Annotated in this window: 22 protein-coding genes; 10 read left to right on the forward strand and 12 right to left on the reverse strand. The window is 60.5% G+C overall.

Going from position 1 to position 25,409, the window contains the following annotated elements:
• The first annotated feature begins 60 nt into the window (after positions 1-60).
• Positions 61-987: an asparaginase gene (locus tag H0194_RS01970; RefSeq protein ID WP_185176215.1), complete on the forward strand. Its 927-nt coding sequence runs from the start codon at positions 61-63 to the stop codon at positions 985-987.
• On the opposite strand, the gene H0194_RS01975 is transcribed toward H0194_RS01970, so the two are convergent.
• The gene (locus H0194_RS01975) at positions 984-2,414 is read right to left on the reverse strand and encodes a DNA polymerase IV (protein WP_185176216.1); all 1,431 of its coding nucleotides are present in this window, start codon (positions 2,412-2,414) and stop codon (positions 984-986) included. The genes H0194_RS01970 and H0194_RS01975 overlap by 4 nt on opposite strands.
• Before the next feature lie 260 nt (positions 2,415-2,674).
• On the opposite strand from H0194_RS01975, the gene H0194_RS01980 reads away from it, so the two are divergent.
• Genes H0194_RS01980 through H0194_RS02000 form a run of 5 tightly spaced genes read left to right on the forward strand, consistent with a single transcriptional unit; the run spans position 2,675 to position 7,981 of the window.
• Positions 2,675-3,511 (forward strand): CYTH domain-containing protein, encoded by an 837-nt coding sequence (locus H0194_RS01980; RefSeq protein ID WP_185176217.1) that lies wholly within the window; start codon positions 2,675-2,677, stop codon positions 3,509-3,511.
• Positions 3,512-3,570: 59 nt separating this feature from the next.
• Positions 3,571-4,512: an ABC transporter ATP-binding protein gene (locus H0194_RS01985; protein ID WP_246389103.1), complete on the forward strand. Its 942-nt coding sequence runs from the start codon at positions 3,571-3,573 to the stop codon at positions 4,510-4,512.
• A gap of 31 nt (positions 4,513-4,543) precedes the next feature.
• Positions 4,544-5,623 carry an ABC transporter substrate-binding protein gene (locus H0194_RS01990; protein ID WP_185176218.1) on the forward strand — a complete coding sequence of 360 codons (1,080 nt, stop codon included), beginning with the start codon at positions 4,544-4,546 and terminating at the stop codon, positions 5,621-5,623.
• Positions 5,624-5,651: 28 nt separating this feature from the next.
• Positions 5,652-7,325 (forward strand): ABC transporter permease, encoded by a 1,674-nt coding sequence (locus H0194_RS01995; protein WP_246389002.1) that lies wholly within the window; start codon positions 5,652-5,654, stop codon positions 7,323-7,325.
• Positions 7,326-7,351: 26 nt separating this feature from the next.
• The gene (locus tag H0194_RS02000) at positions 7,352-7,981 is read left to right on the forward strand and encodes a metallophosphoesterase family protein (RefSeq protein ID WP_185176219.1); all 630 of its coding nucleotides are present in this window, start codon (positions 7,352-7,354) and stop codon (positions 7,979-7,981) included.
• A gap of 17 nt (positions 7,982-7,998) precedes the next feature.
• Here the strand turns inward: H0194_RS02000 and H0194_RS02005 are convergent, their stop codons facing one another.
• The 3 genes from H0194_RS02005 to H0194_RS02015 form a co-directional block, all read right to left on the reverse strand.
• On the reverse strand, positions 7,999-8,256 hold the full coding sequence (locus H0194_RS02005; RefSeq protein WP_185176220.1) for a hypothetical protein: 258 nt from the start codon (positions 8,254-8,256) through the stop codon (positions 7,999-8,001).
• 156 nt (positions 8,257-8,412) lie between these two features.
• Positions 8,413-9,792, reverse strand: a complete 1,380-nt coding sequence (gene xylB / locus H0194_RS02010) for a xylulokinase (RefSeq protein WP_185176221.1) — start codon at positions 9,790-9,792, stop codon at positions 8,413-8,415.
• Between the two features lie 79 nt (positions 9,793-9,871).
• The gene (locus H0194_RS02015; RefSeq protein WP_246389003.1) at positions 9,872-10,705 is read right to left on the reverse strand and encodes a DeoR/GlpR family DNA-binding transcription regulator; all 834 of its coding nucleotides are present in this window, start codon (positions 10,703-10,705) and stop codon (positions 9,872-9,874) included.
• Between the two features lie 224 nt (positions 10,706-10,929).
• On the opposite strand from H0194_RS02015, the gene H0194_RS02020 reads away from it, so the two are divergent.
• The 4 genes from H0194_RS02020 to H0194_RS02035 all read left to right on the forward strand — a co-directional run bounded on the left by H0194_RS02020 (position 10,930) and on the right by H0194_RS02035 (position 16,106).
• A complete protein-coding gene (locus tag H0194_RS02020) occupies positions 10,930-12,276 on the forward strand; it encodes an RbtT/DalT/CsbX family MFS transporter (RefSeq protein ID WP_185176223.1) in 1,347 nt (448 codons plus the stop codon).
• 38 nt (positions 12,277-12,314) lie between these two features.
• A complete protein-coding gene (locus H0194_RS02025) occupies positions 12,315-13,823 on the forward strand; it encodes a mannitol dehydrogenase family protein (protein WP_185176224.1) in 1,509 nt (502 codons plus the stop codon).
• A gap of 274 nt (positions 13,824-14,097) precedes the next feature.
• Positions 14,098-14,787: a GntR family transcriptional regulator gene (locus tag H0194_RS02030; RefSeq protein WP_246389004.1), complete on the forward strand. Its 690-nt coding sequence runs from the start codon at positions 14,098-14,100 to the stop codon at positions 14,785-14,787.
• A gap of 134 nt (positions 14,788-14,921) precedes the next feature.
• Positions 14,922-16,106, forward strand: a complete 1,185-nt coding sequence (locus tag H0194_RS02035; RefSeq protein WP_246389106.1) for an MFS transporter — start codon at positions 14,922-14,924, stop codon at positions 16,104-16,106.
• A 95-nt stretch (positions 16,107-16,201) separates the two neighbouring features.
• Here H0194_RS02035 and ileS read toward each other — a convergent pair whose 3' ends face one another.
• From ileS to ftsZ, 8 genes are all read right to left on the reverse strand, one after another.
• Complete coding sequence (ileS, locus tag H0194_RS02040) at positions 16,202-19,444, reverse strand: isoleucine--tRNA ligase (RefSeq protein WP_185176225.1); 3,243 nt, start codon at positions 19,442-19,444, stop codon at positions 16,202-16,204.
• 389 nt (positions 19,445-19,833) lie between these two features.
• Positions 19,834-20,073 carry a zinc-binding dehydrogenase gene (locus tag H0194_RS02045; RefSeq protein ID WP_246389005.1) on the reverse strand — a complete coding sequence of 80 codons (240 nt, stop codon included), beginning with the start codon at positions 20,071-20,073 and terminating at the stop codon, positions 19,834-19,836.
• 69 nt (positions 20,074-20,142) lie between these two features.
• Positions 20,143-21,294, reverse strand: a complete 1,152-nt coding sequence (locus tag H0194_RS02050) for a DivIVA domain-containing protein (RefSeq protein WP_185176226.1) — start codon at positions 21,292-21,294, stop codon at positions 20,143-20,145.
• A 226-nt stretch (positions 21,295-21,520) separates the two neighbouring features.
• On the reverse strand, positions 21,521-21,811 hold the full coding sequence (locus H0194_RS02055; protein WP_185176227.1) for a YggT family protein: 291 nt from the start codon (positions 21,809-21,811) through the stop codon (positions 21,521-21,523).
• Positions 21,812-21,857: 46 nt separating this feature from the next.
• The gene (locus H0194_RS02060; RefSeq protein WP_185176228.1) at positions 21,858-22,343 is read right to left on the reverse strand and encodes a cell division protein SepF; all 486 of its coding nucleotides are present in this window, start codon (positions 22,341-22,343) and stop codon (positions 21,858-21,860) included.
• 125 nt (positions 22,344-22,468) lie between these two features.
• Positions 22,469-23,245 carry a YggS family pyridoxal phosphate-dependent enzyme gene (locus tag H0194_RS02065; RefSeq protein ID WP_185176229.1) on the reverse strand — a complete coding sequence of 259 codons (777 nt, stop codon included), beginning with the start codon at positions 23,243-23,245 and terminating at the stop codon, positions 22,469-22,471.
• The gene (gene pgeF, locus H0194_RS02070; RefSeq protein ID WP_246389006.1) at positions 23,232-23,975 is read right to left on the reverse strand and encodes a peptidoglycan editing factor PgeF; all 744 of its coding nucleotides are present in this window, start codon (positions 23,973-23,975) and stop codon (positions 23,232-23,234) included. Before pgeF ends, H0194_RS02065 begins: the two co-directional genes overlap by 14 nt.
• A 95-nt stretch (positions 23,976-24,070) precedes the next feature.
• Positions 24,071-25,363 carry a cell division protein FtsZ gene (ftsZ, locus tag H0194_RS02075; RefSeq protein ID WP_185176230.1) on the reverse strand — a complete coding sequence of 431 codons (1,293 nt, stop codon included), beginning with the start codon at positions 25,361-25,363 and terminating at the stop codon, positions 24,071-24,073.
• Positions 25,364-25,409: the final 46 nt, after the last annotated feature.

A 25,409-nucleotide genomic window follows, 5' to 3' on the forward strand; every position in this document is an offset into this window, starting at 1 on the left:
TTAACCTTGAGTCTTGTCCATTTTTATATCTCGTCTTGAGCCCGCTGAGGAGCGCACCCCGTGAACCACAGTTCCCACCGCCCCCGCATCGCTGTACTCGCCACCGGTGGCACCATTGCCTGCACGGCAGACGCCAACGGCGCGCTCGTGCCCACGGTGGACTGTGCCGGGCTTCTTGACGCCGTGGCGTCCGCCCTCAAGGGCATCGACACCGTAGCGGTTGACTTGGTCCAGCTCGATTCCTCGTCCATCACCCTGGCGGATCTAGACCTCATCGTCTCCGCGGTGCACGAGCAGCTGCGCAACGATTCCATTGACGGTGTGGTGCTCACCCACGGCACCGACTCCATGGAAGAAACCGCGATGGCGCTAGATCTCTTCCATGACCGCTCGAAACCGGTGGTGATGACTGGCGCGCAGCGCGCCTTCGACCACCCGCAGTCGGACGGCCTGACCAATCTCGTGGATGCCCTGCGCCTGGCGGCCCGCGGTAACGTCTCCGACGTGGTGATTCAGTTCGGTTCGCAGACCATCCCGGCGCGCGGGGCGTACAAGAAGCACACGACGGAACTGCGTGCCTTCAGCAGCATCGCCGTCAACCGTCCTTCGGCCTTGCCGCTTCCCGTTACCCCGCTGGCGGGCAACAAGGTGGCCACCATCGCCGCTTATCCCGGCGGCGCACGCCTGCTCATCGACGCCGCCGTGTCGGCCGGTTACCAGGGCCTCGTGGTCAGCGCCATGGGTTCGGGCAACATGGGCCCGGACATGGGCGCCGCGGTCGCCGATGCCCTCCGCGAGGGCGTGAAGGTGGTCATTTCCAGCCGCGTTGCCGAGGGCGATATCAAACTCAGCTACGGCGGTGCCGGCGGTGGCGCGACGCTCGCGGATTTGGGAGCCGTGGGTTCTGGGCGACTGCGCGCGGGCCAGGCCCGCATCGCTTTAGCGGCCGCGCTGGCCACCGGCACGGACGTCGCCGAGCTGGTCTAGCTGCCCAGCCAATCGTCCCAGCCCAACGAGCCCAGCGGATCGGCCGGTTCTAACTCGGGGTCGTCGGCAGGCAAGCTCAACGCCTTGCCGGGGCCAGTCGCCCGCGTTTCAAAGCGCACGCTCACCACGCCATGCCCGGTGCCCTGCACCCAACCGTGCCCGTAGCGCGGGTGGTACACGTCTTGCGTGGGCTGCCACCGACCCGGGCTGGCCTCTGATACCTGCAGGCCAGTTGCCGCATCAACGCCTCCCCCAGCATCATCGCCCGCGCTGCCTTCGCCGCTGTTTCCACCACGAGCCCCGCCGTCACTCACGCCTGTCTCGTAGTCGTTGTCCGGCGCGGGCGGACGCACCACTTCCTTGTCCAACTCGGGGAACAACACGTCCTGGCGCGCGATCTCCAACCCGGAGTAGCTCACGCCCACCAGCCGTATGGGCCCCAGTTCCTCGGGGTAGCGGACCAGGCGGAAAGCCGTGGCCTGAAGTATCTCGGCGTCATCAGTGGCGTAGCTCAGCGTCGCGGAACGGGATTCGATGTGGAAGTCCGCCATGCGCAGTTTCACCGTCACGGTGCGCGCACCGCGGCCGTCCTTGAGTAGCCTGCGGTGTGCATCCTTCGCGGCCCGGGTGACCGCCGCGTCTACCTCGGCAACGGTCATCAGATCCTTCGGGTACGTATGTTCCGCGGAGATCTGCTTGGCTACCGCGCGCGGCGCCACGGGGCGATCGTCGACACCGCGGGCGAGCGCCCACAACGACAGCCCGATCGTGCTGCCGAGGGAGATGGTCACTTCCTTCTCACTGAGCGCGGCAAGGTCTCCGATGGTCTCCACGCCCATGCCCTTGAGCTTCGCCTCGGTGACCGGCCCTACGCCCCAGAGCTTGGCGACGTCCATGGGGTGCAGCAACTCCAGCTGCCGCCCGGCGGGCATGACAAACACCCCATCGGGCTTAGCCTCCCCGGACCCGATCTTGGCGTACTGTTTACCGGTCCCCGCGCCAATGGACGCGGGTAGCCCGGTCTGTTCTCGTATGTCCGCGCGCAGTCGGTGCGCCCATTCCGTGACTTCTTCCGGGGTGGCCCCCACTAGTTCGGCGGGTTCCATGAATGCCTCGTCGATGGACAGCTGTTCCACGAGATCCACGCGTTGACCGATAACTTCGAAGACCCGCTTCGACGCGGTGGAATAGATGACCCGCCGCGGGGTCACCACCACGCCGCGCGGGCCCACGAGTTGCTTCGCACGGAACATCGGCATCGCCGAGTGCGCCCCCTTGGCACGTGCCTCGTACGACGCGCCCGCGACCACGCCACGCCCAGACACGCCGCCCACGAGCACCGGCCGCCCCTGCAGCGTCGGCCGCGTCAGCTGCTCACAGGAGGCAAAGAACGCGTCCATGTCGATGTGGAGCACCCAGCGTTGCATAGCTACCGAGTATATTCCCTCTCCTTGTGCACTCCGTAGCCCCCTCGATAGGGGGCCACCCACACCGTCTTTACATGCATTTTCGGGACGCCTCACAGCTAGACCAACCTCATACGCTGCACAATTTACCGCCCATTAGCGCCGTGTTCACCCAGTTAACAAACACTTCACCATTGCTTTCTGCGAAAACCCTATATCCTCAGTGAAGCTTCCAAGTTCGCGAACTCCCACGTTTATGATGCCAACAACAAAAGGACACCATGCTCTGCTCAAAAAAGTTTCGTGCCACCGTTGCCGTTTCGTTAACTCCAATTTTCGCATTTCTTGGCGCTTCTCCAGCGTTCGCTGCCGATATTGCCGACCCGACCTACCAGATCAAGCTCCGCATATCTCCTGAAGTTCTGGATGCTGAGGGCAATCCCACTCAAGATTTTGCCGACAAATACGAACTCAGCGATTTGAAAGGCACCGAACAAATTGCGTACTTAGACACTGCTGACAACTTTTACCAGAATCGAGGTTGGTCTCTTCGGATTCGCTTAAAAGAGAAATCACGCGAATATGACCTCACGTATAAGTACCGACATCCTTTGGCACAAAATTCTCTCGATAAAGAAACTGTCAACGATGCCCTCGAATTCGCAAATGACAACAACTTCGACGAATCTGACACAAACTACGATGCTCAAGTGAACACAAGTTTTTTCACAAGCACGCTGGACTTTAGCAATAAGAAGTCCACTAATTGCCAACCTTTTAACTGCGTATTTCCAAGCGATGAGCTCGCCGCCACACTTATTGCAGACAAAGAACCTGGCAAACTCACCAAAGCCTCAGGTACCCACATCGATCCCCAATCGCTAGAAATGTCTCCTGTGGTAGAGCAGCGCACCTGGAGAATCGACGTCGACGGCATTGATACAGATTTCGAAGTAACTAATATAAACGGTGATTTTTGGGTTGAAGTTAGCGAAGAAGACAGCTCGCGCAAAGACGCCGCCCGGAAGAAGCAAGAACTCATTAACTCACTGACCGAAGACGGAATTCTGCTTAAACAAGACGCTTTCAAGACCGATTACGTTCTTGCTCGGTTCTAGGAGGCAGTTCTTTGACTCAATTGACAGGAGCTGCCGTTTTCCTCGAGAACGTATCGCGAGTGTTTCCGGATGGAACTGGACTTCAACCGACGACGCTAGATATTGATCCTGGTGAATTCGTTTCAATTCTTGGCCCTTCGGGCTGTGGTAAATCCACGCTACTGCGGTGCATCGCAGGGTTAGAAACTCCAGATACTGGCACCATAAACCTTGGGGATCGGACGGTCTTTGCCTCCGAGAGTAAAACTAACGTTGCCGTGAATCAGCGCGGCTTCTCGATGGTCTTCCAGGATCTTGCTTTGTGGCCCCACATGTCCGTCGCCCAAAACGTCGAGTTTCCCTTGACCGTGCAGACACCGCGTATGTCCGCAACTGAACGCAAGGCCAAGGTCCAGCAAGCCCTCGACATGGTGAGCATCAGTGCAAAAGCCGCAGCCCGTCCGCATGAACTGTCTGGCGGTCAACAGCAACGCGTTGCTATCGCCCGTGCACTAGTGTCCAATCCTGATCTCTTGCTTCTCGACGAGCCTTTGTCAGCACTGGACGCAGCACTTCGTGTGCAAATCCGTGCAGAACTAATGCAGCTCAGCAGCGACTTGGGACTCACGATGATCTACGTGACGCACGACCAGCATGAAGCGCTAGCAATGTCGGACCGGGTCGTTGTCATGAACGACGGTCGCGTCCATCAATTCGCTTCCCCCGTTGAGATTTACGAATCACCCACCGACACATTCGTAGGAGACTTCGTAGGCACGATGAACCGCCACAGTAGCGGGCTGGCTCTTCGTCCCGAGGCATGCGTCGTTAGTCAGCAGGGCCAGCTCCCACAGGATTACAATGCTCCCGCGGCGTTCCACGGAACAGTCCTTAACTCGCAATACGTCGGTGGCCGCTACCAAATCCGCTGCACGGTAGAGGGCGCTGCAGATCCTTGGCTTGTCTACGCCGAACAGGCGTTTTCTGCAGGCGACTCAATCCTTGTCGCTCCCGCGACGTAGTGTGCACCCACTTTCTCGAAAGGAAACAACCATGAAGAATTTCAACAAGATCTCCGGCATTATCGCCGGCGTTGCGGTTTCCGCTTTGGCCCTTACCGGCTGCGGTTCGGCAGACCAAGGCGCATCCGGTTCCAAGTCCGAAGGCGCCTCCGGCTCCGCAGCAGCCTCTGCCGATAGCTGGGAAGCACCGGAAGGTCTCAAGGGGGAAATCTCCTACTACTCTGCTAACCCGCAGGGCCTGACCGATGACCTTGTCGCAGCCTTTGAGGACAAGACCGAGGTGAAGGTGAACGTTTTCGCGGGTTCCACCGGTGAAGTCACCGCAAAGTTGAAGGCCGAAGAGGGCAATCCACAGGCAGACGTTGTGTACCTGGCTTCCTGGACGGCAGCTACCAAGCAGGACAAGGCTGGCGTGCTCGAAGAGTTCAAGCCAGAGGGCGTGGACGCCATTCACTCGAACTGGGTATCTGAGACTGGAACGTTCAACGGCCGTGACGGCTCCGCGCTTGCTTTGGTCACCAACACCGACGTTGTTGACGAGGTTCCCGAAGACTGGGAGGACCTTACTGACGAAAAGTACAAGGACAAGGTCATCATGCCGGACCCACGTGAGTCCGGTACCGCGGGAGATCTTGTCGCAGGCATGGTCGCCAACTTCGGCAAGGACAAGACCTGGGAGCTGTTCGACAAGCTTTTTGACAACGGTATGACTGTACAGGGCGCCAACGGCCCAGCGCTGGACGCAGTCACTTCCGGTTCCAAGGGTGTTGTCTTTGGAGGCGTTGACTACAGCGCATACAAGGCTCAGTCCAAGGGCGAGCCGCTTGAGGTCAAGATTGCCAAGTCCGGTACGACCGTATCGCCACGGCCAGTAATGGTGCTGAAGGACTCCGACAACAAGGAAGCCGCCGAGGCCTTCGTCAATTTCATGTTCTCTGACGAGGCACAAGCAATCTCCGCAGACAACAACATGATTCCGGCAAACGCTGAGGTTTCTCCGGCCAACGGTCCTGAGCTGAAGGACATCAAGCAGCTGTCCGAGGACTGGGATGAAATCGTCGCTAACTCCAAGGACGTCAAGGAAGAGTTCGTTAAGCGCTACCTGAAGTAGTTAAGACGAAAGCCACGAAAGTTCGGATATGCGCACCACCACCTCAACCCGAATGAGTACTTGGGCAGCTCTGCTCGTTCTCCTCATTCTCGTCGCAGCACCCCTTCTGGCTGTGCTCATCAATGCAGTGACAGGCTACCGGGGCGAGCCGTCTGCCCTTGGAAACTTGGCGGACCCGGCGATGGTGCGCATCATCGCGAATACCGTATGGCTTTCTTTTCTTGTCGTCGTCTTCACTACGCTCTTCGCCGCGCCGCTGGCTTTTCTGCGCAGCTGGACTCAATTCTCCAAAATTGAATGGCTAGAACTACTGATTATGGTTCCATTCATGACACCACCTTTTGCGGTCGCGATGGCATGGATGGATTTCACCCGAGTTCGTGGCTTGACCTATATGCTGTTGGGGCCCGCCGCCGGTGAGGTTGTACACGACTTCATTTATTCTGTATGGGGAATGGCCTTCGTCATGGCGGCAGAACTATTCCCCTTCCTCTACTTGATAATGCGAAACAGCCTTCGCTCTATTCCCGCGTCGCTTATTGAAATGGCAGAGGTGTCCGGAGCCTCCAAGCTGAGGATCTTGGTAAAGGTCATCCTCCCGATGGTTGTTGGCCCCTATTCCTTGGGCGCACTCATCGTTTTCATCAAAGCCGCAGGCGAGTTCGGCACCCCAATCACGCTGGGAAATGCGATTGGTTACCAAGTCCTTGTGTCTTCAATCTATGAGGACGTCACCATCGCCCCGCTCAACTTCTCTGAAGCCGCAGCCTCCTCCAGTGTCCTTTTCACCTTGGGTGTAACGGCATGGGCATTTCAACAGTGGGTGTCCCGTAAAGACTTAACCAGTGGCGGACGGCTATCCCGGCCAATCCACCTGCGGTTGCGAGGATTGCAGGCACTCTGCGGGTGGCTCACCATCGCTACTATCACCGCATTATCTGTGTTCATTCCATATATCTCCATCACGCTGTCAGCGATGACCATCCTGCGGTCCAAACCACCTAGCCCCTATAACCTCACCTTTGACTATTTCGGCAAGGTACTGTCCCACCCAATTGCAAGGGATGCTTTGACGACGTCGGCGATTCTGGGCGCGTTAGCCGCAACATGCACCGCATTTCTAGCCGTCGTCATCACTCTTTCCTCGTTCAAACGCCGCTCCCCGAGTGCGCGAGTGACTGACTTCCTTTCGGTCGCACCGGACACAGTTCCCGGCATTGTGTTGGCCATCGGTTTCATCCTGCTGTGGAACAACCCTGATCTCCCCTGGTCGCCCTACGGCACCTATTTCATTTTGTTGTTGGCCTACACGACCCTTTTCTTGCCCACTGCGATCCAAAATGTGAAAACCTCCGCCGCAGCCATCCCCAATTCACTTCGCGACGCCGGCGCGGTCTCTGGAGCCACTACGTGGCACATTCTCTGGCGTATCACGCTTCCGCTTATGGCACCGGGAATCTTCGCTGGTTGGCTCCTCGCTTTCCTTGTCGGCATCCGAGAACTCGTGATGTCATCTTTGGTCCGGCCCACCAACATCAATCTCATGTCGCCGTGGATCATGAATGCCTTTGAGCAAGGTGACAGGGCCGAGGCGATGGCCATGACACTCATCGGAGTCGGCAGCTCCACCATCGTGATGGTCGCGCTACTGGCGTGGCAAGCACACCGCAACCACCGTCTATCCGCACTCACTAGCGCCTAAGAATTCTAGCAAAAGAGCACAGCACCATGACCATCTTGATACTCTCCGACCTGCATCTTGGCCTTCCGAAAGCACCTGGTCATGACTGGATGTTAGAGACAATGCACCGCGCAGCCAAGCAAGGATGCACGGGGCTCATCTTTGCCGGCGACGTTATTGACCGGCGGTGTATTTCGGAAACGACTTATGGTCAATTTGCTGACCTCAACGCTGTAGCTGTGCAGCTTTTCCAGCAGTGTCTGTTCGTCCCCGGCAATCATGATGCCCACGTGGAACTAAGTCTTCCCGCGGAATTCATCGTCGCTCCTGACGAGTTCATATCGCTAGATTTCCCTGACGGCACGCGCGTCCACACCGTTGGTGTGTCCTCCGATCCAGATCCGCGCGACGTCTCCGACCGCATGCCCTCCCCTTCGCCGAACGCGCCGGCAAACTTGGGAATCCTCCATACTTCGCTCAATGGCAGTTACAGCAAATCGGAATGTCTGCCCATTTCACTGGAAACACTCAACAGCAGCGGTTACGACGCCTGGGCATTAGGGCATGTCCACCAACCCATAATCGAAAGTACCCACCCACCGGTGCGTTGGGTTGGAATGGGAAATGCCCTCGTATTCGACCCCGAAACAAAGCTTCTTCAGTCACTCGACCAGTGAGGATTGACGGCCCACTTTCACTTTTCTCCCCAAGGATCGCCGCCGACTTCTAAGTCTTCGCCGAACATACTGAAATACTCCACCCCTTTGTAACCACGAATGACTTCCCGAATCGCCGCATATGCCTTCATGCTCAGCGTTTCGAGGTCAGGGGCAACCTCCGTGGAAAGAGCGAAACGGAGCTCAACCAAAGAAAGCGCGTGGTCACTGTTATCAATCTTCCCGCCCCACAGCAGCTTCCAATGAGAGATGACTTCAAACTCATCCTTGACCAATGCGGTGGTCGTGATGACAGGAACCGTTGCGAGCGGCTCGCGCGAGGCGAAGGAGTCCCAAAACTCGACCGCGATCTTCTGCGTTACTTCAGGTGGCGCATAAATGCAGAGTTCCTCGCGTTAAGCAGGGGCGTCGGCATAATGGAATTCCTCTTTCTAGAAGTCGGTAGTTTTATCGCGCAACGCTGCGTATTCCTCCATGACTTCGGGGCGATGCTCGGCGCGGTACGTCTCGGAGGCGAAAGCCTCCCAGTGTGGCGGGGTGGCTTCGCCGCTTAAGACCCAAGCGGCCTGGCGGGCGGCGCCGAGGGCCACGTATTCGGAGGCGGCAGGGACGATGACGTCCACGCCGAAGATGGTGGGCGCGATGGCACGCATCGCTTCGCTGCGGGCGCCACCGCCAATGAGCAGGATGCGGTTCGCGGACTCCCCCGTAGCGGCGGTCAGCGCGGAGACCGCATCCGCCATGGAGCACAGCAAGCCTTCGAAGACGGCGCGGGCAATGTCCTCGCGGGAGGTGGTCGTGCGCAGACCGGCGAAAATGCCCGTCGCGTGCGGGCGGTTCGGGGTACGCTCGCCGTCGAAGTACGGCAGGAGGCGCACGCCGTGTGCCCCCGGCTCGCCGGCCAGCGCGAGGTCGGACAATCCTTGGTGATCCACCCCCAACATGCGGGCGGCAAAGTCCACAACCCGCGCGCCGTTCAGCGTGCACGCCAATGGCAAGTAGCGCCCGGTGGCGTCGCTGAAGCCGTTCACCAGCCCGGTGCCGTCATGGATCGCATGGTCGGTCACGGTGCTCGCCACCCCGGAGGTGCCGAGCGAGACCGCGACGTCACCAGGCGCTAATTCCAGGCCGAGGGCGGCGGCCATATTGTCACCTGTACCCGGGGCAATAACAGCACCGTGCGCCGTGTAACCAGCAATGTCGGTGGGGCCAAGAAGGCGCGGCAACGCGACCTCGTGACCGAGGTACTGCGCGGCCAAGTCGGGGCGCAGGGCGCGCGCGGACGGCGAGTAGTAGCCGGTGCCAGACGCGTCGCCGTGGTCGGTGGTGAGCTCCTTCCGGCCGCCAAGGTGCCAGGTGAGGTAGTCGTGCGGCAGCGCCACCGCGGCGGTCCGCGCGGCGTTGTCGGGCTCGTTGTCCTTCATCCACCGCAGCTTGGTGCCGGTAATGGAGGCGACCATGACGCTCCCGGTCAGCTCAGCGGCCGCCTGGTCACCGCCGAGCTCCTCGTTGAGCGTCACGGCCTGCGCAGCGGAGGAGGTGTCATTCCACAGCATGGCGTCGCGCACCACCTGGCCATCGCTGTCCAGCGCCACCATGCCGTGTTGCTGGCCACCGACCGCAACGGCGTCGGCCTGCTCGATAAGTCCGACGGTAACCTCCTCCATCGCTGAGATCCACCGAGTCGGATCTACTTGAGTGCCCGTGGGGTGAGCCACGCGTTGTTCCTTGAGGACCGTGCCCGTCGCGGCGTCGACAAGCACGGCCTTGCAGGACTGGGTGGAGGAGTCAATTCCCAAAACTTTTGCCATGAGGGATTCCTTTTGTCAGGTTGTATGCGTTAACTGAGCGTGCGAATAAAAGGGGCGCGGGAAACAGGGCGTGTGTCACTCACAGTAGCTTGCTGGCGCTCGGCGCCGTGGGTGTGGGCGGCGGGGTGTCCACGAGGTGCACGGTGGCACCGGAGTATTCGAGCATGTCGCGTTGTTCAGCGCTGAGATTGCTGTCTACCACTATGTCGCGGAATTCTGCGAGGCCGGCGACGAAGTGCATGCCCAGGTTGTCGAATTTGGAGCTGTCGCTGACCAGGATCTTGTGCGCGCCGACGCCGCACAGGGCGCGTTTGGTGGACGCGGCGTCTTCGTCCGGGTGATAGAGGCCGTCACGGGCGATGCACGTGGTGGACACGATGGAATAGGTGGCGCTCAGGTTGGCCATCGCCGCGTTCGTCGACGCCCCGAGGAAGGAATCGGTAGCGGATACGTACCGCCCGCCGATACCGGTGAGCGAAACCGAGGGGTACTGCTCTCCTATTGTGCGCATGAGGTCGAGCGAGTGGGTGATAATGCCGGCGGGCTCGGTGTCCATGACCAAGGGAAGAAGAGTGGCGACGGTCGTGGAATCGTCCAGCGCGATGATGCTGCCGGGTTCGATGAGCTTGACGACGACCTGGGCCAGCGCCTCCTTGACGTGGGTATTGGTGGCCCGGCGGAGCGTGACGTCGCGCTCGACGATGTCGGTGGCCACCCGGCGCGCGCCGCCGCGAATCTTGACCAATTTTCCGGCCTTATCGAGCGCCTCCAGGTCACGGTGAATGGTCATGACACTGACGCCGAAGCGCTGCACGAGGTCATCGATACTCACGCGGTCGTGGTACTGCACTAGGGAAAGGATCTCTGTGCGGCGCTGGGCCGGACGCAGTTGCGTGGCGGGTTCTTCTGACACGCGGCACCCCTGTTTCTTCACATCGAGGTTGATATATCTTCCCATCAAGTATCACATACTTCCCAATTAAAGGGGCAATTTCGGGAACTTTCTCACATAAACTTCACACCCCAATGTTAAGAGTGTTAGATTTTGAAGCATAGTTCACAAACTGTGTTTTCTTCGCCGAACACCACGCTAGCGTGGCCGCCGCGATCACTTATGGATTAGAAATGGAGCACCCCATGGCGGATAACTCCCTCGCCGACCGTCTCGGGCTTCCACGCCCACTCATCTGGGGTTTCATCGGCCTCGCCATCTTCATGATCGGCGACGGCGTGGAAACCAACATCCTCGAGCCCTTCCTCTCCGGAGAACACGGCTTCTCCGTTTCCCGTGCGGGAACGCTGGTGACTGTGTACGGCATCGCCGTTGCCATCGCCGCGTTCTTCGCCGCCGCCCTCTCGGATCTATGGGGCCCACGCAAGGTCATGATGCTCGGCGCCGGCATCTGGGTGGTCTTCGAGCTCCTCTTCCTCCTCGTGGCTCTCACCGCCTCCAACAACGCGCTCATCTTCTTGTCCTACGGACTGCGCGGATTCGGATACCCACTCTTCGCCTATGGCTTCTTGGTGTGGATCACCGCGGTCTCCCCCGCTAACAAGCTGGGCACGGGCACTGGTTGGTTCTACGTCGCCTTCTCCGCGGGCCTTCCCACCCTGGGCGCACTGACCGCGACGATCACCATCTCGCTGTTCGACCTCTCCTTCTACCAGACCCTGTGGGTGTCTCTGGTCCTGGTGATCATCGGCGCCGCCTGCGCCCTCATCGGCGTGAAGGAGCGCATCGGCCGTAAGCCCCTCGTGGAAGACGCCGATGACGTCGCCGCCACCCTGGGCGCCTCGTTCAAGATGCTCGCGCACGACCGCCGTGCCCGCTTCGTGGCCTATATCCGCACCATCAACTCCATTCCTACCTACGCCATGGCGGTGTTCTTCCCCGCCTACTTCCGCGAAGTACTCAACTGGCCGCTGTCCTGGTTCCTCATCCTCACCACCACTATCTACGCGGTGAACCTGCCGTTCAACCCGATGTACGGTCGCGTGGGTGATCGCCACGGATGGGCAAAGACCTGCTTCTGGGCCGGCTCAGTGGCCTGCGCGGTAACGCTGTCCCTGGTGTACTTCGTCCCCATGCTCTCGGAGTCCCTGGATCTCCCGGACAAGGTGGGCTTTGGTCTCACGCTTGTCGCCGGCGCTCTCTTTGGCGTCTCCCTCGCGGGCTTTGTGCCGCTTTCCCCACTCTCCGTCTCACTCAACCCGGCGCGCCCCGGCGCGGCCATGGCCGCGTACAACCTAGGCGTCGGCGGTGCCGTGGCGGCCGGTCCGCTGCTCGTGGCCATCTTCTACCCGCTGGTTGGCTCTACCGGACTCATCGCCATCTTCGTGGCACTTTACCTTCTTTCTGGCGTCATGGCCCTGCAGCTCAAGGGCACCCAGCCCGGCTTTGACGGTGTCCCCGCCGTAGACGACGACACCTCGTTTGAAGAGCTAGACGCCGCTGATCTCACCCCCGATTCCGCACATCGTTAGTCCTACTCATCCCTCCCACTGATACAAGGAGAAACACCATGTCTGAACTACACCTCTCCACCACGGCACTCCAGTCCATCGCGGCTAACACGGACGTCACCGTGCCTGCCTACGACCGCGCGCAAGTGACCCCCGGCATCATCCACTTCGGCGTCGGTGGCTTCCACCGCGCGCACCAGGCGTTGTACTTAGACAAGCTCATGTCTCAGGGCAAGGCGCTCGAATTCGGCATCGTCGGGATGGGCGTTATGCCTGGCGACGTCCGCATGCGCGACGCCCTGCGTTCCCAGGATCACCTGTACACCCTGACGGAGAAGGCTCCCGACGGCACGGAGAACGCCCGGGTCGTCGGCTCCATCGTGGACTATATCTTCGCGCCCGAGGATCCGGCCGCCGCTGTCTCCGCACTCACTGACGAGCGCATCAAGATCGTGTCGCTGACCGTGACCGAGGGTGGCTACAACTTCGACCACGTCCGCGGCGAATTCGACCTCAGCAACGAGATCATCGCCCACGACATCGCCGATCTCAAGGCTGGCAAGCGCGACGGCCTGCGGTCGTTCTACGGGCTCATCACCGCCGGATTACTGGAACGCAAAGACGCGAGCATCGCACCGTTTACGGTGATGAGCTGCGATAACATCCAGGGCAACGGCGAGATGGCACACCGCATGTTCCTTTCTTTCGCCGCTGCTATTGACCCGGCGCTGGCGGAATGGATCGACGCCAACGTCGCCTTCCCTAACTCCATGGTGGACCGCATCACCCCGGAAACCACTGACGCCGACCGCGCCGACATCGTATCCAAGCATAAATACGTGGATGAGTGGCCAGTGGTGTGTGAGGACTTCACCCAGTGGGTACTCGAGGACAAGTTTGTTGGTCCCCGCCCGCCTTATGAGGAGGTCGGTGTGGAGGTCGTCGATGACGTCGTGCCATATGAGCTCATGAAGCTGCGCCTGCTCAACGCCTCCCACCAGGGGCTGTGCTACTTCGGCTACCTGGCCGGGCACCGCATGGTCCACGACGTGATGGCGGACCAGCGCTTCGCGGATTTCCTGTTGGCCTACATGGAACGGGAAGCCACTCCTTCCCTGCGCCCGCTGCCGGGCGTGGACTTGGATGCCTACCGCCACGAGCTGATTGCCCGCTTCGGTAACTCCGCGGTCAAAGACACTGTCGCCCGCCTGTGCGCGGAATCCTCCGACCGCATCCCGAAATGGCTGCTGCCCGTGGTCCGCGAAAACCTTGACACTGGCAACGCCCCTGTGACGCTGTCCGCGGCGATCGTTGCCAGCTGGGCTCGCTACGCCGAGGGCGTCGACGAGCAGGGTGAACCGATTGCTATCAACGACCGCATGGCGGATCGCCTCCAGGCCACCGCGCAAAACAACCGCACGGACGTCCTCGCCTTCCTCCGCGATCGTGACGTCTTCGGCGACCTCGTGGACAACGAGAAGTTCACCACCGAATACGCCCGCGTTCTCACCTCGCTGCACAACCAGGGCGCGGAGGCAACCCTGGACATGCTCCTCGCCGAGCTCTAGTTCTCCGGCTGGCGGTTGACGCGGTAGAGGTGCTCTTTGGCGAACTCCGCCACGCCCACCGCGCTAGCTCGCGTCCGTAGACGGAACGCCCGACGCCGCCGAAGGGCAGGCCCGGCTTGGTGGTGCTGTGCTCGTTGATGAAACAGACCTCACCATTTTTTAACCACCTAATAATTGGTGACAGACCGTAGGAACCAAGCGGTGACTTATATCATGTCTGGGCGACCGAAGTATTCTTCACACAAGGATTGGACACGGAATACAACATGCATGCATGATGTATCCCATGACGATTCAGGAGCCTTCAACTCGCAAGAGTTCCCCGACTACTGCCCCACCACCCGCTGCTGAGCGAGCGTATAAATTTGTCAAGGCAGCAATCCTAGATGGTCGCTTCGACGCAGGAGAAATGCTCTCTGAGGTTGGATTGGCCAACGAAATTGGAATGAGCCGCACCCCCATGCGAGAGGCCTTTTCGCGACTGGAGGTTGAAGGTTTCATCAACCTTTACCCCAAACGAGGTGCGCTCGTCGTTCCGATTAGCCCCACCGAGATCCGAGAAGTTTACGAGGCACGTGAACTCATCGAATACAACGCCGCACAATATATCTGTGCCCTTTCGCAGGAGGAGCGGGACAGCATCGGTGACTATCTTGACAGCATTATTAATGATCAACGCTCTGCATTGGACGCCAACGACCTAGGCACGTACGCCCAACTGGATGCAGCCTTTCATCAAAAAGTAATGGACTACGGCGGAAACTCCCTGCTAGCCAACTTCGGCCACACGCTGCGTGAGCGACAACAGCGCTTTACACAACGGGCCATCGGACGAAGTGCTAAGAAAGCCTCTAAATTTGTGGCCCAACATGAACACCTGGCCTCCGCCCTACGCACCGGTAACGCCGAGAACTACCACGACGTAATCACCGCACACCTCTCCTCTTCGAGAAAGCAACTTTGATGACGGCCACAGAAACGAAACACAACGGCATGCAGCCACAACAATCACAGATGATAGAAACAAAAACGAGTGCCGACAACGGCTCTCCGGCGCCCCGCATAGCGCACAATGCATGGCTTCCTGTGGCCGGTACGATGGTAGCCGTGGCATGGGGTGGTAACGAGTTCACCCCTCTACTCGTGATGTACCGGGAAACCTCTAGTTTTTCCCAAATAACCGTCAACGGCCTCCTCGCTGCCTACGTCATCGGAATTGTCCCTGCCCTCCTCATCGGAGGTCCTTTGTCCGATCTCATTGGACGTAAGCCAGCATTGCTACCAGCAGCGCCGTTTTCATTGGCCGGTTCATTCTTGCTCTCAATTGCGCCCCACGAGCCTCTCATCATCGCGCTGGGCCGCGTTTTCTGTGGAATCGCGCTTGGCCTCGTCATGGCCATAGGCTCAACATGGATTACCGAATTGATATCGCGTAGTGGCGGAGATGCTGGAGCCGGAGCCCGTAAAGCGTCGATGTGCCTGACTCTCGGGTTTTTGCTTGGAGCAGCGATAGCCTCCGTTCTCGCGCAATGGGGACCTTGGCCAACACACCTAGCGTATATCCTGCATATGCTGCTCACAGTAGGCACAGCTTACTGGCTAACCCGATCACCCGAAACGCGCCCCCCATTGCACGGCACAGTACGGACCACGATCTTGGAGTTGCGGGTGCGAGACATGCTCGAGATGCTGCACATCCCCACGGTCGCTCACAAGCGGTTCTTACGTGTAGTCATCCCAGTTGCCCCCTGGGTTTTCGGCTGTGCCGGAGCCGCGTACGCACTACTGCCCCAACTGTTGTCCGATTCAGCTGGGCAGGCGCCTATTGCATTTTCTGGGCTAATGACAGTCGTGACGTTAGGCTGCGGTGTCGGCGTCCAATTGATAGGTAGAATACTCGATACCCACAAATCGGCCCGAGCTTCCGCACTTGCAATGGGCGTGATCACTGTTGGAACTATACTTGGCGCCTGCGCTGCCCATTCACTTTCCTTGGGATTAGGCATTGCTGCCGCAGCGACCATGGGCGCGGGCTACGGCCTAGCACTTGTAGCGGGGCTATCCGAGGTACAACGTATCGCCGGAGAGCGTGAATTGGCGGGACTAACCGCGGTGTACTATTCAATATCCTACACTGGGTTTTTCATACCCATGGCTTTTAGTGCGCTGGCTCCCACTATTGGTTTTGCCATGCTGTTTGCCCTTGGCGCAGTACTTTCCATCATTTGTCTCATTAATGTTATCGTCGCGTGGCGTGCGCATTTGCCCGGCACGCAGCGATAAACACAGCCCGGTTAACGCAGCGGCGGCGCACCATTTATGTGCTGCCGCCACTTTGGGATGTAAAACGCGCTCAACGCAAACTAGGAATTCGCAAACTAGGAATTCTTGGTCACCCGCACATTGACACCGGAGACCACGTTATGGATCTCGCCTGATAGGGGCTGGGTTGAAATAGTCAATGAGGTTGCCAAGACTTCTGCGGCAATATGGTTTGCGTGCCGAAAGGCCCATTCTTCTTTTTCGGCTGGTACGGAAAGTACCGCTGTAATGCGGTCGGTCACGAGGAAGTCCTCGGCCTTGCGGGCGTCCTGGATGCCGCGGATGACGTCGGCGGCCCACCCCTCGGCCTCAAGTTCCTCTGTCACGGTGGTGTCCAACACCACCAGGCCGTTGAGCCCCTCCACGCGGGAGGTGTTCTTCGGATCGGCGGCCTGCAGGCGCTCGGAGTACTCCTCCGGTGCCAGCACAATGTCACCGTCGACCACGACCTCCTCGCCGCGGCGCTCGTAGTTACCCGCCTTGAGGTTTTTGATGGCGCGCTGCACGTCCTTGCCCAGGCGGGGGCCCGCAACCTTCGCGTTGCAGACCACCTCGAAGGTACCCACGGAGTCCACGTCATCGGTCAGCATGACCTCCTTGACGTTGACCTCGTCGCGGATGATGTCCTTGAAGTCTTCCAGGCGCGCGGAATCCTCCACCGCCACGGTAAGCTTCGGCAACGGCAGGCGGTTGCGCAGCTTGTTCGACTTGCGCACCGAGGATGCCGAGGAGCACACCGCGCGGGTGAGGTCCATGGCCTCCACGAGGGCGTCGTCCGCCGGGTAGTCCTCCGCCTTCGGGTAGGACGCCAGGTGCACGGAGCGCTCGCCGGTCAGGCCGCGGTAGATGACCTCTGCCACGTGCGGCAGCAGCGGCGCTACCACGCGAGAAACTGTTTCCAGCACGGTGTAAAGCGTGTTGAAGGCCTCCGGGTGCTGGCCCTCCAGGTCGCCCTCCCAGAAGCGATCGCGGGAGCGGCGCACGTACCAGTTGGTCAGAGCGTCAGCGAACAGGCGCACCTCCTCGGTGGCGGTGGCGATGTCCGTGCCCGCCAGCGCTGCACCCACGTTCTTCACCAGATCGTGCGTCTTGGCCAAGATGTAGCGGTCCAGCACATGGGTGGACGAGGTGTCGAACTGCGCTTCCTTCGCGGAGTACAGCTGCAGGAAGGTGTACGCGTTCCAGATGGGCAGGATGGCCTGGCGCACGCCGTCGCGGATGCCCTGCTCGGTGACAATCAAGTTGCCGCCGCGCAGGATCGGCGAGGACATGAGGAACCATCGCATCGCGTCCGAGCCATCACGATCAAAGACCTCGTTGACGTTCGGGTAGTTGCCCTTGGACTTGGACATCTTCAGGCCGTCGTCGCCCAGCACGATGCCGTGGGCCACGACCTTCTTGTACGCCGGGCGATCAAACAGTGCGGTGGACAGCACGTGCATCACGTAGAACCAGCCGCGGGTCTGGCCGGAGTACTCCACGATGAAGTCGGACGGGTGGTGGGTATCGAACCAGTCCTTGTTTTCAAACGGGTAATGCTTCTGCGCGAACGGCATGGAACCGGACTCGAACCAGCAGTCCAAAACCTCCGGCACGCGCCGCATGGTGGACTTGCCCGTCGGATCGTCCGGGTTCGGGCGGGTCAGCTCGTCGATGTGCGGGCGGTGCAGGGACTTCGGACGCACGCCAAAGTCGCGCTCCAGCTCGTCCAGGGAGCCATACACGTCCACGCGCGGGTAGTTCTCATCATCAGAGATCCACACTGGGATGGGCGAGCCCCAGTAGCGAGAACGGGAGATATTCCAGTCGCGCGCGCCCTCGAGCCACTTGCCAAACTGGCCGTCGCGGATGTGCTCCGGCATCCATTCGATCTCGTTGTGGTTGAGCTCGACCATGCGGTCACGGAACTCGGTAACCTTGACGAACCAGGCGGGCATCGCCTTGTAGATGAGCGGCTCGCCAGAGCGCCAGGAGTGCGGGTAGGAGTGTTCGATGGTCACGTGGCGCACGACGCGGCCCGCGGCCTTGAGGTCCTTGATGATGTTCTTGTTGGCATCAAAGACCAACTCCCCCTGGTACGGCGGCACCTGGGAGGTGAACTTGCCGTCGTCGTCAACCGGGATAACCAGCTCGATGTCGTGCGCAGCACAGGTGTTCATATCGTCCTCACCGAAGGCAGGAGCCTGGTGGACGATGCCGGTGCCGTCCTCGGTGGTGACGTAATCCGCGGCGAGGATCTGGAAGCCGTTCTCGAGGTCCTTGAAGAAGTCAAAGATCGGCTGGTAGGTCAGGCCGACCAGGTCCGCGCCCTTGAAGGTCCCCAGAACTTCGCGGTCCTCGCCCAGCTCCTTGGCCAAGGTGCCGGCCAGTGCCTCGGCGATGAGGAAGGTGCGACCAACGAATTCCTCAAGGCCGGACTCCCCTACCTTGACCAGGGCGTAGTCCACGTCCGGGTGAACTGCCAGAGCGGAGTTGGACGGCAGGGTCCACGGGGTCGTCGTCCAGGCCAGTGCCGCGGCGTCGGCAAGCTCCGGGTGCGCAGCGAGCGTCTCGACGGCGCGCGTGCCCTCGCGGGCGCCGGTGACCGGGAAGGTGACCGTCAGCGTGGGGTCCTGGCGCATGCGGTAGGAATCATCCATGCGGGTTTCCTGGTTGGACAGCGGGGTGTGCTCCGCCCAGGAGTACGGCAGGACCCTAAAACCCTGGTAGATAAGCCCCTTGTCGTAGAGCTCCTTGAACGCCCACATGACGGACTCCATGAAGTCCTGGTCCATGGTCTTGTAGCCGTTGTCAAAATCCACCCAGCGCGCCTGGCGGGTGACGTAGTCCTCCCACTCGTCAGCGTACTTCAGCACGGAGGTGGCACTGTACTCGTTGAACTTCTCCAGGCCCATTTCTTCGATCTGGCCCTTATCGGTGATGCCGAGCTGCTTTTCCGCCTCCAGCTCTGCGGGCAGGCCGTGGCAGTCCCAGCCAAATACACGGGGGACGTAGTTGCCCGCCATGGTGCGGTAACGCGGCACGATGTCCTTGACGTAACCGGTCAGCAGGTGGCCATAGTGCGGCAGGCCGTTAGCGAACGGCGGGCCGTCGTAAAAGATGTATTCGGGCTTGTCCTTAGTCTGCTCCAACGACGCCTGGAAGGTGTCGTCTTCCTTCCAGTACTTCTGGACAACCTGCTCCATGTCCGGGAAGCGGTTGGAGCCACCGCTCATGTCTACCTTCGGGTACACCTTGCCCACCTGGGACGCGGCGCCACCGACCTGCTCGGCTGCGGTGTCGGGGGTCTGCTCAGCCATTCGTTTGTCCTCCACTAAGTTCTTTAAGCCTCAAAAGCCCAAGGCGATTGCACTGTGCGGGGACGCAAACCCCGTGTCTTATCAACACGACCCTTGCGCGGTACCACCCCGCTTGAGCCCCACTCTGCCCGCCGCCGGCAGCCACAGTGAAGACTCCGCTTCATTTCTTAGTGAAGGAGTTAACGTCTCCTACCCGTCCGGTTCTACTGAGGCGCCGAGCCAACCAAGGCCCGACACCCGTTCTTCCGGAACGCTCCCCGGTGATGGCCGGATCGCTGCGTATAAGCCAACACTATACCCGAGCGGCACCCGACGCCTACAGAAGGCTGTTAAAAATTCGTCGCACTTGACCCATAGTGTCAGTCGGTGGCAACTATTCAGTGCCGTTGTTAATCATCCACTTCGACGTCGTGACCGGAGACGCGGGAGGCTCGATGCTTTTCTTTCCAATCCAGAACGAACAGGACCAACCCCACGATGGCGGAGCCGAAAAGAACGTAGAGCCAAATGACCTTGGCGGTGCCGACGAAAGCGACAAACGCGAGGAAGGCCACAAGGGCGAAGACGATGGCGCCGAGCAGCATGGTGGGTAACTCACTAGTCCTTTCTTCCTGAATATGGGCTGACAAAAAGCCCCGCACCAACTGATTGTACTGGTGCGGGGCTTCAAGCCTTGGCAGTGACTGCCTGGATATGAACTAGTTGTTCTTTTGCTCCTGGTTGCCTTGTGCCTGCTGGCCAGCGTTGCCGACCGGTGCGGCGGAGCCGCGTGCATCGAGGTCCTCGAGCTGGGACTCGATCATGCTGCGCAGGCGGGTGCGGTACTCGCGCTCGAAGGTGCGCAGCTCCTGGATGCGAGTCTCCAGCGCCTGCTGCTGCTGCTTGACGGTAGTCATGATCTCGGTGTGCTTCTTCTCCGCGTCCTCGCGCAGGGCGGTAGCCTTCTCCTCTGCCTGGCGGACGGAAGCCTCCGCGCGGGAGTTGGCCTCGGTCTCAGTCTGCTTAGCCTTAGCCTCAGCGTCCGCGATCATCTTCTTGGACTTGGTGTCCGCGTCAGCCAGCTGCTCCTTGACCTTCGTCATAGCCTCGGCGAGCTGGTTCTTGGACTTGGTATCAGCGTCGTTGAGCTGCTTCTCGGCTGCGGCACGTGCCTCAGAGAGCATGGACTCGGACTCAGACTTAGCCTCGCCGGTGAGGCGGTCAGCCATCTCCTGAGCCAGACCCAGGACCTTAGCGGCCTGCATATGGGTGGCCGGGGTTGCCATGCCGTCAGCGGTAGCGCCGGCAGCAGCGCCCACGCCAGCGCCGGCCAGGCCAGCGGCAGCAGCCTTGGCGCCAGTGTTGTTGTCGCCAGCCTGCTCGGCCTTCTTCTTGAGGTCCGCGTTGTCCTTGCGGGCAGCCTCGAGTTCCTTGCGCGCGGTTTCCAGTTCCTTGGACAGGCGCTCGTTGTCGCCCTTGACCTTGTTCAGCTCCTGGTTGTCTGCCGGCTGCGCGGCCGCAGGCTTCGCAGCGGATTCCTTGGCCTTGGCGGCCTCGGCCTTTGCGTCGTCAGCGGCCTTCTTGGCCTCAGCCAGCTTCGCGTCGTATTCCTTGCGCAACTGGGCTTCGACGTCCTTGCGGATAGCAGCTTCGTCAGCCTTCGCAGCACCAGCGCCAGCAGCGCCCGCGCCCGCGCCGGACTGTGCCTTCTCCAGCTGAGACTTCAGATCCTCATTTTCTTCCTGGAGCTGCGCCAGGGAGTCCTCTACGAGGTCAAGGAACTGATCAACCTCGTCTTCGTTGTAGCCGCGCTTACCAATTGGCGGCTTGTTGAAAGCGACGTTGTGTACTTGCGCTGGTGTCAAAGGCATTGACTTTACTTCCCCTTCAAGTCGTTGAACCTCAGGTTCATAGTGAACCAAGAGGATGGGCTTTCACAATTCTAATAGTTTTCTTCGTACAGTGTAGCCAAAGTGATACGTAAGTGGGCCACGGGGCCTGCTTTTCCTGCAGATTTCCACCGCAACACTGTGTGACAACGGTGTGCCCGTTCAGCGAATGAGCACACCGTTAACGAGCGACAAGACAATCTTCCGGTTAGAAGAAGACCATCCGCACGATAATCTGCAGCACCCAGATGATGAGGAACAGCACGATGACGGAGACGTCCAGCCCGATGTTCCCCAAGCGCAGCGGCGGAATGAGGCGCCGCAGCGCCTTCACCGGCGGGTCAGTAAGAGCCATGATGGGCTCCACGAGCATGATGAACCAGCGTGGCGGCGTAAAGCGCCGCGAGAAAGACTCAATCATTTCCACCACGATGCGGATAATGAGCGCCAAGGAAAACAGGCGCAAGAGCACGCTGAGGATTATTCCAACTTGAATCACTGTAGTTCAGGCCAGTTTCTAATGTAGATGGTTCGAGAAGTGGCCACTAGCGCAGGCCAGCGGCGCGCTCCAGCTCCAGGCTGGAAATGCCGGCGCCGGTCGGAACGATCGCAAATACGTTGCGCTCGGTGTCCATGCCGCGGGTGAGCTTGGTCATCTGGCCGGACAGGCCAAAGCACAGGCCAGCAGCGAAGTCGATAATGCGCTTAGCCTCGCCGCGGTCGGCGTCAGTCAGTTCAAAGACCACGGCGTCGCCGTCGCGGAAGGGCTCACCAATCTTCTTCGCCTCTGCGTAGGACACCAAGGACACCTCAACGATGGTCGGGGCGTACTCACGAGCGTCGGCTACATCGGCGCCGTAACGACGGTCCGCGTAGCGGTCTGCGGGGGCGGCGGCACGCTCGCCACCGCGACGGTAGTCGCCCTCCGCCACGCGGTCGTAACGCTCGTCCTCGGTGTAGTACGCGTCGTCTTCGTTGTCGTTCGCCGGGCCCAGGCCGAAGAAGCCCATGAAGTCGTTCTTGAAGGACATAATGTCTCCGTTGTCTCCTCTAATCACCACTCCCACCGCCACTGCTGTGACTGTTGTGAAAGAAGGTAATTTATGTGGTTTATAGTGCGGTTATGCTTGCAATTCTTCGATGCAGTAGGTGAATTTTAAGCTACTGGGCGTGCTCCCATGATGCCAGTACCGACACGCACGACATCACTGCCGTGAGCGATGGCGTCTGCCATGTCTGCGGACATCCCCGCGGACAACTCCATACCGCGACCGAGCTGCTGCCCGAGGGCGTCCGCGAGCTGGCGCACCGTGTCAAAAACTTCGGCGGCGTCTGCGTCCAGCGGCGGCACCACCATCAGGCCACGGAGGCTCACGTGTGCACAGTCCTCGATGGTACGCGCCAGCTTCTCGACGTCGCCGCGTTCCACCCCGCCCCGGCTGGTGTCACCGTCGTAAGAAACCTGGATATACACCGGCAAACCAGTACTTCGCTCCCCTGCCTCCAGCGCGCGGCCCACGCCGCGATCTAATGCCAGCGCGAGCTTCTCCGAATCAACCGAGTGCACACTCGCAGCCCACCGCGCCACGTGGTTGGCCTTCTTGGTCTGTACCTGACCAATCATGTGGAAGCGCAGCTGCGGCAACTCCGCCGCCTTGGCACGAGCTTCTTGCTCGCGATTCTCGGCCACGTCCGTCACCCCCAGCTCCGCCAACAGTCCGAGATCAGCGGCCGGGTGGAACTTGGTCACCGGCAACAACCGTGGTGGCTCCCGATCCGCCGCGGCAGCCAAACGCACGATCTCGTCCCGCACCTTGTCCAGATTCGCGGCCAGCTCCGCCTTCCGCGCCACGGCACACTCGGACTGGTGAGCCTCGGACTGTGGCCCTCCAGGTTGAGTGGGTTCAGGTTGAGTAGGTTCAGCGTTGGTCATTGATCCACACCACCCCTGCCTGGCGTCCAGTCGTGCCCTCGCGACGATAGGAGAAGAAGTCCTTGTCCTCAATCGTGCAGCGCGGGTCGGCATCGATGTTGGTCACGCCGAGGCTCAGCAGCTGGCGCACCAGACCGGCACGCAAGTCCAGACCGGTGGTGCCTTTCGCGGTCGTCGCCAGCGAACCCGGCAGCTTGGACTCGACGTCCAACGCTATTTCCTTGGGCAGTTCATAGTGCTTACCGCTGGCCGCAGGGCCCAGCAGCGCAGTGATTCCCGCGGGCGTCGCGCCGAGTGCTTGCATCGCGGCGACGGTCTTGGCCACGATGCCATTGCGCGCGCCGAGCCTTCCGGCGTGGGCCGCGCCCACGACCTTGGCGGTGCTGTCCGCGAGCAGGACCGGAACACAATCCGCGACCAGCACTCCCAGCCCTACGCCCGGGGTGGTGGTCACCACGGCGTCGGTGGCCGGGATAGGCAGCTCCTCAGTGCCATCGACAACCGTGACGTTAGGGGTGTGCAACTGTTCCATCCACACGATGTGTTCCAGCCCCAGGATGTCCTGGAGGCGCTGGCGGTTCGCGGCAACGGATTCGGGTGCGTCACCAACATGGTCCCCGAGGTTGAAAGAGTCATAGGGAGACGCGGAAACCCCGCCTGCACGGCTTGTAAAAACCATGCGGACGGGGCGTTGTTGCACGTCGTGGGTAGATTCCTCGTTTACTGACATGCACTCCAATATAACCGCTCCACCGCTAGCGGTGGGAGCTGCACGCTCCTTGAGCTAACGAGCGCCTGACCTGGCTAGGACAGGCGCGTTGCGAACTAGCGCATGAAGGACGGCACATCCAGGTCATCATCGTCGCCACCGCGGGTGGTGAACAGTCCACGGTCGCCGCGGTCGGAGCGCTCAGCCTCGCGGCGAGGTGCCGGGCGGCCACCGTTTTGGCCCACACGGTAGGTCTCGGTGCGGCCTTCGTTGCCGCGCGGGGCCTCGGTAGCCGACGCCGCGGCGGACGGCGCCGGTGTAGCCGATGCAGTGTTCTGGTTGCGGCTTTCGAACAAGGAACCGCGGGTTGCCTCGCGGGAGGCAGCAACCTCGGAGGCGTTGACGGCGCTGTTGCCGCCCTCCTGGGCCACAGCGGATGCGCCGCCGTTGTCTACGCGGTTCGCCACCGCGTCGAAGCCGGTGGCGATGATGGTCACGCGGACCTCATCGCCCAGGTTGTCGTCGATGATGGTGCCGAAGATGATGTTGGCATTCATGTCAGCACGCTCGGTGACCATGGAGGAGGCCTCGTGCACCTCGCCGAGACCCAGGTCGGAGCCGCCGGCGATGGACAGCAGCACGCCCTTGGCGCCGTCCATGCTGGACTCCAGCAGCGGGGAGTTGATGGCCTGCTGAGCAGCCTGCAGCACGCGGTTGTCGCCACGAGCGTTACCCACGCCCATGAGTGCGGAGCCAGCGTCGGACATCACGGAGCGAACGTCCGCGAAGTCGACGTTGATCATGCCCGGGGTGAGAATGAGGTTGGAGATGCCCTGGACACCGTTGTGCAAGACTTCGTCGGCGGCGCGGAAGGCTTCCATGATGGACAAGTTGGAGTCATCCAGCTCCATCAGGCGGTCGTTCGGGATGACGATGAGGGTGTCACAGACTTCCTTCAGCGCGTCGATACCTTCAATGGCCTGCTTGGTACGACGGTGGCCTTCGAAGCTGAAAGGCTTGGTGACAACGCCAACGGTCAGCGCACCCTGCTTCTTTGCAATGGAAGCAACGACCGGAGCCGCACCGGTGCCGGTGCCACCACCCTCGCCGGCGGTGACGAAGACCATGTCTGCACCCTTGAGGGTCTCTTCAATCTCAGACTTGTGATCCTCTGCGGAGGTGCGGCCTACCTCCGGGTTGGCGCCAGCTCCCAGGCCGCGGGTGGCCTCGCGACCGATGTCCAGCTTGGTGTCCGCATCGGAGAACAGCAGGGCCTGCGAGTCAGTGTTGATGGCCACAAATTCAACGCCAGTGAGGCCTTCTTCAATCATGCGGTTGACGGCGTTGACGCCACCGCCGCCGACGCCGACGACCTTGATGACGGCCAGGTTATTGTTCGGGGAGGTCATAAGCTTCGGATCTCGCCTTTCAGGATCTTAGTTGGGGTGCTTGCGT

It is taken from the genome of Corynebacterium incognita, assembly GCF_014217255.1.
Lineage (GTDB): Bacteria > Actinomycetota > Actinomycetes > Mycobacteriales > Mycobacteriaceae > Corynebacterium > Corynebacterium incognitum.

Bases quoted from the DNA above. Each gene is read 5' to 3' on its own strand.
- H0194_RS01975 (WP_185176216.1), bottom strand. From the start codon at position 2,414: ATGCAACGCTGGGTGCTCCACATCGACATGGACGCGTTCTTTGCCTCC.
- H0194_RS01980 (WP_185176217.1), top strand. From the start codon at position 2,675: ATGCTCTGCTCAAAAAAGTTTCGTGCCACCGTTGCCGTTTCGTTAACT.
- H0194_RS01990 (WP_185176218.1), top strand. From the start codon at position 4,544: ATGAAGAATTTCAACAAGATCTCCGGCATTATCGCCGGCGTTGCGGTT.
- H0194_RS01995 (WP_246389002.1), top strand. From the start codon at position 5,652: ATGCGCACCACCACCTCAACCCGAATGAGTACTTGGGCAGCTCTGCTC.
- H0194_RS02000 (WP_185176219.1), top strand. From the start codon at position 7,352: ATGACCATCTTGATACTCTCCGACCTGCATCTTGGCCTTCCGAAAGCA.
- xylB (WP_185176221.1), bottom strand. From the start codon at position 9,792: ATGGCAAAAGTTTTGGGAATTGACTCCTCCACCCAGTCCTGCAAGGCC.
- H0194_RS02020 (WP_185176223.1), top strand. From the start codon at position 10,930: ATGGCGGATAACTCCCTCGCCGACCGTCTCGGGCTTCCACGCCCACTC.
- H0194_RS02025 (WP_185176224.1), top strand. From the start codon at position 12,315: ATGTCTGAACTACACCTCTCCACCACGGCACTCCAGTCCATCGCGGCT.
- H0194_RS02030 (WP_246389004.1), top strand. From the start codon at position 14,098: ATGATGTATCCCATGACGATTCAGGAGCCTTCAACTCGCAAGAGTTCC.
- H0194_RS02035 (WP_246389106.1), top strand. From the start codon at position 14,922: ATGGTAGCCGTGGCATGGGGTGGTAACGAGTTCACCCCTCTACTCGTG.
- ileS (WP_185176225.1), bottom strand. From the start codon at position 19,444: ATGGCTGAGCAGACCCCCGACACCGCAGCCGAGCAGGTCGGTGGCGCC.
- H0194_RS02050 (WP_185176226.1), bottom strand. From the start codon at position 21,294: ATGCCTTTGACACCAGCGCAAGTACACAACGTCGCTTTCAACAAGCCG.
- H0194_RS02060 (WP_185176228.1), bottom strand. From the start codon at position 22,343: ATGTCCTTCAAGAACGACTTCATGGGCTTCTTCGGCCTGGGCCCGGCG.
- H0194_RS02065 (WP_185176229.1), bottom strand. From the start codon at position 23,245: ATGACCAACGCTGAACCTACTCAACCTGAACCCACTCAACCTGGAGGG.
- pgeF (WP_246389006.1), bottom strand. From the start codon at position 23,975: ATGTCAGTAAACGAGGAATCTACCCACGACGTGCAACAACGCCCCGTC.
- ftsZ (WP_185176230.1), bottom strand. From the start codon at position 25,363: ATGACCTCCCCGAACAATAACCTGGCCGTCATCAAGGTCGTCGGCGTC.